This window comes from Pseudomonas sp. C8002 (genome assembly GCF_013385765.1).
In the GTDB taxonomy this organism is placed as follows: Bacteria; Pseudomonadota; Gammaproteobacteria; order Pseudomonadales; family Pseudomonadaceae; genus Aquipseudomonas.
Window position 1 is genome coordinate 1 of sequence record NZ_JACAPJ010000044.1, and the last position, 13,703, is coordinate 13,703.

5 protein-coding genes are annotated in these 13,703 nt (G+C 63.9%); 2 read left to right on the top strand and 3 right to left on the bottom strand.

Annotated elements, in window-relative coordinates; all coding sequences use genetic code 11:
* Nucleotides 1-312 precede the first annotated feature (312 nt).
* Nucleotides 313-897, bottom strand: coding sequence for a TetR/AcrR family transcriptional regulator (locus tag HX814_RS30435; protein ID WP_177010066.1), 585 nt, complete (start codon nucleotides 895-897; stop codon nucleotides 313-315).
* Nucleotides 898-1,031: 134 nt separating this feature from the next.
* On the opposite strand from HX814_RS30435, the gene HX814_RS30440 reads away from it, so the two are divergent.
* Nucleotides 1,032-2,204, top strand: a complete 1,173-nt coding sequence (locus tag HX814_RS30440) for an MFS transporter (protein ID WP_102369571.1) — start codon at nucleotides 1,032-1,034, stop codon at nucleotides 2,202-2,204.
* Here the strand turns inward: HX814_RS30440 and HX814_RS30445 are convergent, their stop codons facing one another.
* On the bottom strand, nucleotides 2,205-2,561 hold the full coding sequence (locus tag HX814_RS30445) for a type II toxin-antitoxin system HicB family antitoxin (protein WP_177010067.1): 357 nt from the start codon (nucleotides 2,559-2,561) through the stop codon (nucleotides 2,205-2,207).
* Nucleotides 2,558-2,809, bottom strand: coding sequence for a type II toxin-antitoxin system HicA family toxin (locus HX814_RS30450; protein WP_063028501.1), 252 nt, complete (start codon nucleotides 2,807-2,809; stop codon nucleotides 2,558-2,560). Before HX814_RS30450 ends, HX814_RS30445 begins: the two co-directional genes overlap by 4 nt.
* A gap of 209 nt (nucleotides 2,810-3,018) precedes the next feature.
* Here HX814_RS30450 and HX814_RS30455 point away from each other — a divergent pair.
* Nucleotides 3,019-13,703: non-ribosomal peptide synthetase (locus HX814_RS30455; RefSeq protein WP_177010068.1), on the top strand; the 10,685-nt coding region annotated here is incomplete at its 3' end.

Sequence of the window (13,703 nt, forward strand, 5' to 3'; positions counted from 1 at the left end):
CGCTGTGCTTTTGATTTTGATCTGACTGCCCCAATAAGCCCGAGGCCGAACGCAGGTATTGCGGAGCGGGTAAACCGGCAGGACGCCGGTTTAGCCGCGCCGGGCCATGGATGGCCCGTCGCGGCGGCCCGCGGAGCAATGCCGGAGTGAGGGAACGCCGAGCCACAGCGAGGCGCCGACAGGCGGGGCAGAGCCCTTTGCTTACTTTGGGGCTTTTCCAAAGTGAGCCGCTGTAAGAGCGGAACCATAGGTGGCCGTTACCTAAATAATGGATATGCCCCCCTGGATCCTGACCACCCCCGCCGCACTCGTTCAGCGAACGGCATCGGGCTTCAACCCGCGCAACAACAACTCCAGCCCTCGCAGAGCCTCTTCCAGCCGCACACCCGAGTCTCCATCCTGGGCGATCCACAGCGATGCGCTCACCAGGCTGCCATTGATCAGCCTCGCCAGCGCCTGGCTGCACGCCTGCTCGACTAGGTCCGCCTGCATCAAGTCATCGAGCAACCGGCGCAGCGAGTCCACGCATTGCTGCTGGTCAGTTGCGCCCAGCACCGCCGGGGCATCCTGCAATACGATGCGCTGGACCTCGGGATCCTGAGCCATGCGCAAATAAACCCGGCAGCGCTCGCAAAACCCTTCCCAAGGATCAACCGCCTGTTCCGAGATACGCTGCAGGCTCGCATCCATTTCACCGTCGAGCTGCGCAACCACCGCCGCCAGCAAGCCTTTCTTGTCGCCAAAATGATGGTACAACGCACCCCGGGTCAGGCCGGCGCGAGCGGTGAAATCGTCCATCGACGTCTGGGCGTAGCCTTGTGTGGCGAAGGCCTGGCGGGCGCTGGCGATCAGGCGGGCGCGGGTGTCTTCGATCATGTCGGCACGGGCTCGGCTCATGGGTAAGGCTCACAATAGGTGATTGACATACGACGCGTATGTTACGCATGATTTGTCACATACGCACCGTATGTATTTTGCCCCGAAAACCTCGAATAGCAAGTTTCAGGGCGCTCAGGAAGAGGTTACACACCATGGCAAACCCCTACGCCGAGCTGTTCCAGGCGCCAGGTTCCAGGGCTTTTGTATTGGCGGGCATGCTGGCCCGCATGCCGATCTCCATGACCGGGATCGGCTTGATCACCATGCTGTCGCAAGTGCACGGCGGTTACGGTTTGGCCGGTGCGGTGACCGCTACCTTCGCCCTGGCCACCGCGTTTTGCGCGCCCCAGGTCTCACGGTTGGTGGACCGTTATGGCCAGGGCCGGGTGTTGCCGGTGGCCGCGTCCATCGGCGGCGGCGCGCTGTTGCTGCTGTTGCTCTGCACCCGGGTGCAGGCGCCAACGTGGACGCTGTTCGTCTTTGCCGCCCTGGCCGGCTGCATGCCCAACATGTCGGCCATGGTGCGGGCGCGCTGGACCGAGCTGTATCGCGGCCAGCCCAAACTGCAAACGGCGTTTGCCCTGGAGTCGGTGCTCGACGAGGTGGTGTTCATTATTGGCCCGCCGGTCTCGGTGGGTCTGTGCGTGCTGCTGTTCCCCGAAGCGGGGCCGTTGATTGCCGCGCTGTTTCTGGCAGTGGGCGTGACCGCCTTTGTGCTGCAACGCCAGACCGAGCCACCGGTGCATGAACATCACGCCGAGCACGGCCGTTGGCTGATTGCCTCGCCCTCGGTGTTGATCCTGATGGTGCTGTTGATGGCCATGGGCATCATCGTTGGGGTGGTGGATGTGGTCAGTGTCGCGTTCGCCCAGCATCAGGGCCAGCCCGCCGCGGCGAGCATTGTATTGTCGGTATACGCCATCGGTTCGTGTCTGGCCGGGCTGGCGTTCGGTGCGCTCAAGTTGAAAGCACCGCTGCCGCGCCAGTTCTTGTACTGCGGCGTGGCCACCGCCGTGACCACGTTGCCGTTGTTGCTGGTGACGAATATTCCGGGGTTGGCGGCCGCGATCTTCATCTCCGGCCTGTTCTTCGCCCCGACCCTGATCGTGTCCATGGCCCTGGTGGAACAAATCGTTCCGCCCAGCCGCTTGACCGAAGGCATGACCTGGCTGATCACCGGCCTGAGCATCGGCGTGGCCATTGGTGCTGCCAGCTCCGGCTGGATGATCGACCGCTTCGGCGCACCCAGCGGGTTCTGGGTGGCGCTGGCGGCGGGTGCGGTGGTGCTTGGGGCGGCGGTGCTGGGGTATCGGCGGCTGGGGTGATTACCCGGTCACCAGTGCGCCGCGATGTTGCAGGAATTCGTTCAGCGCCTGGCGCGTGAGATCGTTCAACGTGACTTTTTGCCGGGTCGCGGCAAGCGCGGCGGCCAGGTGGAGGTCATGGCCGACACGGACGTTGAACGAACCCTTGCAGGGCTTTTCCGGTGCTTGCCCAAGGGCATCGCAGGTCTCGATGTAGTCGTCCACGGCGGTGCAAAAGGCGGCGTCCAGTTCGGCGACGGTTTTGCCCTCGTAGCTGACCAGGGCCTTGATGAAAAGCAGCTTTCCGAACAGGCAGTTGTCTTCGATGCTGGCTTCGATGGAGCCGATGTAGCCTTTGTGTTTCAGCTGGTTGTTCACTGAATCAGTTCTCCTGATTTCAATTGTTCGATGATCTGGCGCCGAATGTAGTGTTTCAGTTCGTTGCCGGGGTGAGGCTTGTGCAGGGTGATCATTGCACTGGGGTCGCCTATGTCGAACCTGACTCGGCTACCCGCCCCTTCGATTTGCGTGTATCCCAGGCGCCGCAGCAGCGTGACGAGTTCGGGCCAGGTAAAGGCCGATTGCTCATTGAGCAGTTTGGCCAGCAGCTTTTCATTTTTCGACACGGCGATCCTTGCCTGTAACTAAATGTAGTTGCAATTGATGGGTTGCGTCAATGATAGGACAGCCGCGCCGAGCCTCTCGGTGTTTGATGTAACCCTTGATGACACCGTGGTCTGCGCCCCCAATCCCCCGCTAATTTTTCCCTTCCGGATTCGTTTTATAGGGACGACGTGCCTTTGTGCTTCCTGCCTATTGCCCCGGATCCCAAGAAATGAACGCTGAAGACTCCTTGAAACTTGCTCGCCGGTTTATCGGGTTGCCCCTGGAAAAACGCCAGATGTTCCTCCAGGCGCTGCACAAGGAAGGGGTGGATTTTTCCCGGTTTCCGATCCCGGCAGGGGTGGAGGCCGAGGACCGGCAGGCGCTGTCCTATGCGCAGCAGCGGATGTGGTTTCTGTGGCAACTGGACCCGGCCAGTGGCGCCTATAACCTGCCCGGCGCGGTACGGCTCAAGGGCGCCTTGAGCCTGCCGGCGATCGAGCAGGCGTTCGCCAGCCTGGTAGCCCGCCATGAGACGTTGCGCACGGTGTTCCAGCGCCAGGCGGATGATCGTCTGTTGCAAGTGGCCGCGCAGTCGCCGCTGGTGGTCGAACAGTTGGACTTCAGCGCCCTGGCACCCGCCGAGCGTGAGCAGGCGGTGATGCAGGCCGCTACCCGTCAGTCGCTGTTGCCCTTCGACCTGGCCAACGGCCCGCTGCTGCGGGTGCAATTGCTCAAGCTGGCCGAGCAGGAACACGTGCTGCTGCTGACCTTGCACCACATCGTGTCCGACGGCTGGTCGATGAACGTGCTGATCGACGAGTTCATTCGCTGCTACGACGCCCATGAGCGCAACGAGCCGCCGCAACTGCCGGCCTTGCCGATCCAGTACAGCGACTACGCCCTGTGGCAGCGCCGCTGGCTGGAGGCCGGCGAGCAGGCTCGTCAGCTGGAATACTGGCAGGCACGCCTGGGAGATGAGCACCCGGTACTGGAACTGCCCATCGACCATCCACGCCCGGCGATGCCCAGCTACCAGGGCACCCGGCATGACTTTGCGATTGATCCGGCGCTGGCTGCGCAGTTGCGCAGTTGCGCGCAAAAACACAATGTGACCTTGTTCATGTTGCTGCTCGGCGCGTTCAACGTGCTGCTGCATCGCTACACCGGGCAGGGCGACATTCGGGTTGGCGTGCCGATTGCCAACCGCAACCGCAGCGAAGTCGAAGGGCTGATCGGTTTCTTCGTCAATACCCAGGTGTTGCGCACCGAACTGACCGGGCAAACCCGCGTCAACGAGTTGCTGCAAGGCATCAAGGAACACGCACTGGGCGCCCAGGCCCATCAGGAATTGCCGTTCGAACGCCTGGTAGAAGCCTTGAAAGTCGAGCGCAGCCTGAGCCACACGCCGCTGTTCCAGGTGATGTACAACCATCAGCCGCAAGTGGCGGACATCGCCGCGGTCAACACCGCCTCCGGGCTTGAACTGTCCCTGGTGCAATGGCAAGGCCGTACCACCCAGTTTGACCTGAGCCTGGACACCTACGAGAAGTCCGGCACCCTGCACGCCGCGCTGACCTATGCCAATGACCTGTTCGACGCCGCCACCATCGAGCGCATGGCCCGGCACTGGCTCAGCCTGTTGCAGGCGATGGTCGCCGATGGCAGCCAGCGCATCGGTGAACTGCCGATGCTCGCCGCCGCAGAGCAGCACGTGCTGGTGCATGACTGGAACCAGACGGCCGAGGCGTACCCGACCGAACGTGGCATCCACCACCTGATCGAAGACCAGGTACAACGCACTCCGCACGCCGTTGCCCTGGTGTTCGGCGCGACGCAGTTGACCTACGCGCAGCTCGACGCGCGCGCCAACCAGTTGGCCCATGCCCTGCGCGAGCAGGGTGTTGGCCCGGACGTACTGGTGGGGATCTGCATCGAGCGCTCCATCGAAATGGTGGTCGGCCTGCTGGCGATTCTCAAGGCCGGCGGCGCCTACGTCCCGCTGGACCCTGAATACCCCCGCGAACGCCTGGCTTACATGATCGAAGACAGTGGCATCGGGCTGCTGCTCAGCCAGCAGGGCCTGCTGTCGACCTTGCCGGTCGACGGCATCAGCGTCATCGCACTCGACCAGGCACAAGGCTGGCTCGACGATTACGGCCGCGAGCCTCTGGCCGTCAACGTGCACGCGCTGAACCTCGCCTATGTGATCTACACCTCCGGCTCCACCGGCAAGCCCAAGGGCGCAGGCAACAGCCATCGTGCGCTGGTCAACCGCCTGTGCTGGATGCAGCAGGCTTATGGCCTGGATGCCAGCGACGCAGTGTTGCAGAAAACCCCGTTCAGCTTTGACGTGTCGGTGTGGGAGTTCTTCTGGCCGTTGATGAGCGGCGCACGGCTGGTGGTCGCAGCACCCGGCGAGCATCGCGAGCCGGCTCGCCTGATCGAGACCATTGGCGAGCACGCCATCACCACGCTGCACTTCGTACCGTCGATGCTGCAGGCATTTATCCACGAGCCGGGCGTGCAGGCCTGCGCCAGCCTCAAGCGCATCGTATGCAGTGGCGAGGCGCTGGCGCTGGATGCTCAGTTGCAGGTGTTCGCCAAGCTTCCGGGCGCCGGGTTGTACAACCTCTACGGCCCGACGGAAGCGGCCATCGACGTCACCCATTGGACCTGCATCGACGAAGGTGCCGACAGCGTGCCCATCGGCCGCCCCATTGCCAATCTGGGAACCTACATCCTCGACGCGCAACTCAACCCTGTGCCGGCAGGCGTCAGCGGTGAGCTTTACCTCGGTGGCACCGGGCTGGCCCGCAGTTACCACCGCCGCGCGGCGCTCACCGCCGAGCGTTTTGTGCCGTGCCCGTTCAATGACGGTGCGCGGCTGTACCGGACCGGCGACCGGGTGCGCCAGCGCGCCGACGGTGTGATCGAATACCTCGGCCGCCTCGATCATCAGGTCAAGCTGCGCGGCCTGCGTATCGAGCTGGGTGAAATCGAGACCCGCCTGATGCAACACCCGCTGGTGCGCGAGGCCGTGGTGCTGGTGCAGGGGGGCAAACAGTTGGTTGCTTACCTGGTGCTGGAGGGAGGCGAGCCTGCCACGCCGTGGCAACCGGAGCTCAAGGCGTGGCTGTTGAACAGCCTGCCGGAATACATGGTGCCCACCCACCTGATGCCGCTGGTGAAATTGCCGGTGACCGCCAACGGCAAGCTCGACCGCAAGGCCTTGCCGTTGCCGGACGCTGCGCCGCAGCAAGCGTTTGTGGCGCCGGAAAATGACCTGCAAAAAGCCTTGGCGGCGATCTGGAGTGATGTGCTGGCCATTGAGCAGGTCGGCCTGGAAGACAACTTTTTTGAGCTTGGCGGTGATTCGATCATCTCGATCCAGGTGGTCAGCCGTGCGCGCCAGGCGGGGATTCGCCTCAGCCCCCGCGACCTGTTCCAGTACCAGAGTGTGCGCAGCCTGGCGTTGGTGGCGAGCTTTGACCAGGCCATCACGATCGACCAGGGCCCGGTCAGCGGCGAGGTGATCCTGACTCCGGTGCAGCAGGGCTTTTTCGAACAGGCGATCCCGGCACGTCAGCACTGGAACCAATCGTTGTTGCTCACGCCGCGCGAGCCGCTGGTGGCCGAAGCACTGGACGTCGCACTGACCCGGCTGATCAACCACCACGATGCCTTGCGCCTGCGTTTCGTGAAGGGCGCCGATGGCTGGCAACAAGCCCACACGGCCCCCGTCAGCGAGTCCGGCCTATGGCAGGCAAGTGCCGCCACCGACAGCGAATTGGCCGCATTGTGCGAGGAGGCCCAGCGCAGTCTCGACCTGCAGCAGGGCCCGCTGCTGCGTGCCGTGCTGGTAGACATGGCCGACGCAAGCCAGCGCCTGTTGCTGGTGCTGCACCACTTGGTGGTGGACGGTGTGTCCTGGCGCATCCTGCTGGAGGACCTGCAGCAGGCTTACCGCGCGCCTGTGCAGTTGCCGGGCAAGACCAGCGCCTATCAGGCTTGGGCGCAGCACTTGCAGGCCCACGCGCGAACGCTGAATGGGCAACTGCCGTATTGGCAGGCACAGTCGGGCACGGCCGATTTACCCTGCGACAACCCACAGGGCGGGTTGCAAAATCGCCTGGGGGAAAAGATCGAAACCCGCCTCAACCCCGAGCTGACCCGCCAGTTGCTGCAACACGCGCCGGCGGCGTATCGCACCCAGGTCAACGACCTGCTGCTGACAGCCCTGGCACGGGTGGTCAGCCGCTGGAGCGGGCAGGACGCAGCGTTGATCCAGCTCGAAGGCCATGGCCGTGAAGACCTGTTTGAAGCGCTGGACCTGACCCGCACCGTGGGCTGGTTCACCAGCCTGTTCCCGGTGCGCTTGCAGGCGCAAGGCGAGCTGCCGGCGGCGATCAAGTCGGTCAAGGAACAACTGCGCGCAGTGCCGGACAAGGGCCTGGGCTACGGATTGCTTCGCTATCTGGGCGAGCCTGAGGCGCGTGAAGCGCTGGCCGGGTTGCCGGGGCCGCGTATTACGTTCAACTACCTGGGGCAGTTCGACCGTCAGTTCAATGACTCGGCGCTGTTCGTGCCGGCCAGCGAAAGCAGTGGCCAGGCCCAGGACGGCGAGGCACCGCTGGCCAACTGGCTGACCCTGGAGGGCCAGGTGTATGGCGGTGAGCTCGCGTTGCAATGGGGCTTCAGCCGCGAGATGTTCCAGGCCGCTACCGTCCAGCGCCTGGCCGACGATTATGCCGTCGAGTTGGCAGCATTGATCGAGCATTGCTGCGCTACCCAGGCGGGGCACGTCACGCCGTCCGATTTCCCGCTGGCCCACCTGACCCAGCAGCAACTCGACGCGCTACCGGTAGCAGGGCCGGCCATCGACGATATCTACCCGTTGTCGCCGATGCAGCAGGGGATGTTATTCCACACCCTTTACGAGCCCCAGGCACAGGCCTATATCAACCAACTGCGCCTGGACATCGAAGGCCTCGATTTGCTGGCTTTCGGCCGTGCGTGGCAGTCTGCGCTGGATCGGCATGACATCCTGCGCAGCAGTTTCCATTGGCTGGGACTCGACAGTGCCCATCAAGTGATACATCGCCAGGTCGACCTGCAGTTGCAGGTGATCGAGGCGGTCGACGCCGACCTTGACGCCCTGGCCGACGCCGAGCGCGAGCGCGGTTTTGATTTGAGCGTCGCACCGCTGTTCCGTCTGACGCTGGTGCGTGGTGCCGGCAGCGGCTGGCATTTGATCTACACCAGTCATCATATCCTGATGGATGGCTGGAGCAACGCACAGCTGCTCGGCGAAGTCATCAGCCATTACGCCGGTCAGGCGCTGCCAGCGCCCCTGGGGCAATTTCGCGACTACCTGGGCTGGCTGCAGCAACAATCGTCAGCGGCGGACGAGGCCTTCTGGCGCGCCAGCCTGGCCCCGGTGCAAGCCCCGACGTTGTTGGCCGAGGCCCTTCGCCCACCGGTGGACGGCGCAGGCATGGCCGACCATCAGGCGGTTCTCGACAGCACGTTGACCACCACCCTGAGCGAGTTCGCCCTTCAGCAAAAAATCACCCTCAACACCCTGCTCCAGGGAGCCTGGAGTGTGCTGCTGCAACGCTACACCGGCCAGCCGTGCGTCGTGTTCGGTGCCACGGTCGCCGGGCGTTCCGCGCCGCTGCCAGGTATCGAGCAACAGCTGGGGCTGTTTATCAATACCTTGCCGATGATCAGCACACCCGCCCCGGCGCAACAGGCCGCCGCCTGGCTGGGCGAGTTGCAAGCCTTGAACCTTGGCCTGCGTGATCACGAACATGTGCCGCTGTACGACATTCAGGGGTGGGCCGGCCAGCAGGGCGCGGCGCTCTTCGACACGTTGCTGGTGTTCGAAAACTTCCCCGTCGCCGAAGCGCTCAAGCAGGGCGCGCCCGCTGGCTTGTCGTTTGGCCAGTTGCACAACCACGAGCGCACTAACTACCCGTTGACCCTGGGTATCGAGCTGGGCAGCAGCCTGCGCCTGGAGTTCAGCTATGACCGGGCGCGTTTCAGCGAGGCCCAGGTCGCCCAGCTGAGCGCCAACCTGCAACACCTGTTGGTGCAACTGGCGGCAGACCCTGGCGCCAGCCTTGGCAGCCTGCAATTGCTCGATGAGCCTGGCCGTCGCGCCATGCTTGGCCTGAGTCAATCCCGGGCGGCAAGCACCCGTCATCACGGGTTGGTCCACGAGCGCATCGCCGCCCAGGCCCAGGCCACTCCGGCTGCGCTGGCGGTACTGGCGGGCAGTCAACGCTTGAGCTACGGCGAGCTCAATGAGCGGGCCAACCGCCTGGCTCATCGCTTGCTGGAGCACGGCGTTGGCCCCGGCCGGCGCGTCGGCCTGGCTGCGCGACGGGGCCCGCAGTTGATCGTCAGCCTGCTGGCGGTGCTGAAAAGCGGCGCGGCCTATGTCCCGCTGGACCCCAAATACCCCAACGAACGCCTGGCCTACATGTTGGCGGACAGCCGCCTGGATCTGTTGCTCTGCGAAACCGGCCTGCTGGCAGATTTACCGTTGCCCGCATCGTTGACCCGCGTGGACTTCACCGCGTCGGGTGAAGAACTGGCAGCTCACGCCTGCGGCAACCCGCCAAGCCATGCCGTCGCCGCCGACCTGGCGTATGTGATCTACACCTCCGGCTCCACCGGGCAACCGAAGGGTGTGGCGATCGATCACGCCGCCCTCGGCCAATTCTGCGAGAGTGCCGAAGACTACAGCGTGCTGTCCTGCACGGACCGGGTGCTGCAATTCGCGACATTCAGCTTTGATGGTTTCGTCGAGCAATGCTACCCGCCGCTGTGCGTCGGTGCTGCGCTGGTCATGCGCGGTGACGAACTGTGGGATGCGGGGCAACTGGCTCGGGAAATCGTAGAGCAGGGCGTAACCCTGGCCGACTTGCCGGCAGCCTATTGGTACCTGTTAGCCAAGGAGTGTGCCGTCGATGGCCGTTCGCTGGGCAACTTGCGCCAGGTCCACGTAGGCGGTGAGGCGATGTCGGTTGAAGGCCTGCGAGCCTGGCATGACGCCGGGCTGGGCAAAGTGCGCCTGCTCAACACCTACGGCCCCACTGAGGCGACCGTGGTGTCCAGTGTGCACGACTGCCAGTTGGCGGATGCCAGCGATGCGTTCGGCATTCCGATTGGCCGGGCCATCGCGGGTCGTGCGCTGTATGTGCTCGACAGCGCCTTTGAGCTGCTGCCCGTCGGCGGTGTCGGTGAGCTGTACATCGGCGCTCCGGCCGGCCTGGCCCAGGGCTATTTTGACCGTCCCGCGTTGACGGCTGAACGCTTCCTGCCGGACCCGTTTGCCGGTGTGCCGGGTGCGCGCCTGTACCGCAGTGGCGACCTGGCCCGCTACAACCAACATCATGCCCTGGAGTACGTGGGGCGGATCGACCATCAGGTGAAGATCCGCGGTTTGCGCATCGAAATGGGCGAAATCGAAGCGTGCCTGCAAGCCCTGCCGCAGGTGCACGAAGCCGCGGTGATCGCCTACGAAGGACCCACAGGCGCGCAGTTGGTGGGGTATGTGGTAGCCGCCCAAGGCGTAGCCATCGAGTCTGCTGACCTGGCCGCCATCCTGGCTCAATCACTGCCCGACTACATGGTGCCGGGCCATTGGGTGTGGCTGGACGCGCTGCCGTTGAACAACAACGGCAAGCTCGACCGCCGCGCATTACCTGCGCCGGACCTGAGTCAGCCTCGGCAGGCCTACGAGGCGCCTCACAGCCCGTTGCAGATCCAGTTGGCGGCGATCTGGCAGGCGGTGTTGCAGGTAGAGCGCGTCGGCCTTAATGATCATTTCTTCGAGCGTGGTGGCCATTCGTTGCTGGCGACCCAGGTTATTTCCCGGGTGCGGCATGCGCTCAAGCTTGAAGTGCCGTTGAAAGCGTTGTTCGAGCATCCGACACTGCTGGCTTTCGCCGCCGCGTGCGCGGGTTTGCAGGTGCAGGAAAGCCTGCCCATGCTGGCCCTGGAACGCGGCCGGCCGATGGCGCTGTCATCGGCCCAGGAGCGCCAGTGGTTCCTCTGGCAACTGGACCCCGACAGCGCGGCTTACCACGTGCCCACCGCGCTGCATCTGCGTGGCAGCCTGAATGTGGCGGCACTGGAGCAAGCGTTCCAGGCGCTGGTGCAGCGTCATGAAGCCTTGCGCACCACCTTCGTCGAAGAAGGCGAGCAGACCTGGCAGGTGATCCAGCCACGGCGGGCCCAGGTGGTTGAACAGCAAGCCGTGGATGTCCACGGGATTGCTGCAGCCGTTGAGCACGAAATCCAGCGTCCGTTCGACTTGCTCAACGGCCCGCTGATGCGCGTCAAGTTGCTGAGGGTGCAGCCTGACCATCACGTCCTGATCATTACCCAGCACCACATCATTTCCGATGGCTGGTCGATGCAAATCATTGTCGACGAGTTGATCCAGTTCTACCGCGCGTTCTGCGCGGGCACCGAGACCGCCTTGCAAGAGCTGGCGCTGCAGTACGCCGACTATGCCGTCTGGCAGCGCCAGTGGATGGCCGAGGGCGAAAGCGCCCGGCAACTGGCGTACTGGCGTGAGAAATTGGGCGGTGAGCAACCGGTGCTGGAGCTGCCCTTCGACTTCCCGCGTCCGGCCGAACAGAGCTTGCGTGGTGCACGCCTGGACTTCAATTTGCCAGCGGAACTGGCGTCTGGCTTGCAGGTCCTGGCGCAACGCGAACAGGTGACGTTGTTCGTGCTGTTGCTGGCTTCATTCCAGATGCTGTTGCACCGCTACAGCGGGCAAGGCGACATCCGTGTCGGCGTGCCGGTAGCCAACCGTAATCGCATGGAAACCGAAGGCCTGGTGGGCTTCTTCGTCAACACCCAGGTGCTGCGCGCCGAGTTTGACAGCCAGGCTTCGTTCAGCGATCTGCTGCAACAGGTTCGTCAGTCGGTGCTCGACGCCCAGACTTACCAGGACTTGCCGTTCGAGCAGTTGGTGGATGCTCTGCAACCCCGGCGCAGCCTTAGCCACAGCCCGCTGTTCCAGGTGCTGTTCAATCACCAGAACCGTGAGACTGGCGCGGCGCAGTTGCCAGGATTGTCGATCGAGGGCGTGGCCTGGGACAGCGGCACGTCCCAGTTCGACCTGAGCTTGGACACCGGCGAAGTGGCCGGCGGCCTGGCGGCGTCCCTGACGTACGCCACCGATCTATTCCAGCGCAGCACCATTGAACAACTGGCGCACCACTGGCAGAACCTGCTGCACGCTATCGTCAGCCAGCCTGGGCAGGCTGTCGCGCAGTTTGCGCTGCTGGACGCCGATGAGCGCCAAACGATCCTGCGGGACTGGAACAGCCTCGAACTGAGTGGCACTTTCGAGGGGGGCTTGCATGAGCTGATCGAGGCTCAGGCCCGGAAGGCACCTGACCAGTTGGCGATGATCTTTGGCGCCGAATGCCTCGACTATCGCCAGCTTAACGCACGTGCCAATCGCCTGGCCCGCCGCCTGCGTGAGCGCGGCGTAGGGCCGGAAGTGCGGGTGGGTGTGCTGCTGCCTCGCTCGGTGGAAATGGTTGTGGCGTTGCTCGCGACGCTCAAGGCCGGCGGCACCTATGTGCCCCTGGACCCCAACTATCCGGCCGACCGATTGGCCTACATGCTGGAAGACAGTCAGGCCCGGTTGTTGCTGACGGATGCCCAAGGCATGGGGGGCGGCCTGGAGGTGCTGCAGGTGCCCTCTGAAAGCGTTGACCCGCAACACCCCGATTGTGCCGACCTGCCAGCCCTGGCGAGCGCTGATAATCTCGCCTATGTGATCTACACCTCGGGTTCGACCGGCAAGCCCAAGGGTGTTGCCATCAGCCATCGCAATGCCGTTTCACTGATTCAGTGGGCCCAGGGTGTCTACCGTCGCGAGGACTTGCAGGGGGTATTGGCTTCAACCTCGATCTGCTTCGACCTGTCGGTGTGGGAGCTTTTTGTCACCCTGGCCAGTGGCGGCTTCTTCATCCTGGCTGAAAATGCCCTGGCGCTGGCGGATTTGCCGGCGCGGGACCGGGTTACCTTGATCAACACCGTGCCCTCGGCGATTGCTGCGTTGCACCAGGCCGGGCAGATTCCCGACAGCGTGCGCATCATCAACCTCGCCGGTGAGCCACTGAAGCAGACGCTCGTGGATGGGCTTTACCAGCAGGCCACGCTGAAGCATGTGTATGACCTGTACGGGCCTTCCGAAGACACCACGTATTCGACTTACGTACGCCGCACAGCGGGTGGCCGGGCGAGCATTGGCCGACCGCTGGCCGGTACCGACAGCTATGTGCTGGATGCACAGTTGGAGCCGGTGCCGGTCGGCGTGGTCGGTGAGTTGTACCTCGCCGGCGCCGGTATCGCCCGGGGCTACCTGCTGCGCCCGGACCTGACGGCGGAGCGCTTTGTGCCGGACCCGTTCGGCGATCGCGCAGCTCGGCTGTACCGCACCGGTGACCTGGTACGCTATCTGGCCGATGGCGAAATCCAGTACGTGGGACGCATCGATCATCAGACCAAAGTGCGTGGGTTTCGCATCGAGCTGGGCGAAATCGAGAAGCGCCTGCTGCAACATGTCGCTGTCCACGAAGCCGTGGTGGTGGCCCATGAAGCGCAGAGCGGCACTCGTCTGATTGCCTATCTGGTGTTGGAGCCTGGGGCACAGTCCGGTGTGCAAGACGATGTGCGTGTCTGGCTCAAGAAGACGCTTCCGGACTACATGGTGCCGGCCCAGATGGTCATCCTTGATCAACTGCCGTTGACACCCAATGGCAAGCTCGACCGCAAGGCCTTGCCGGTGCCGGAGCTACAAGGTTCCCATGCGCTGCATGTAGCGCCGCACAGCGAGCTGGAACGCCGTATTGCGGCGATCTGGCAGGACGTGCTCAA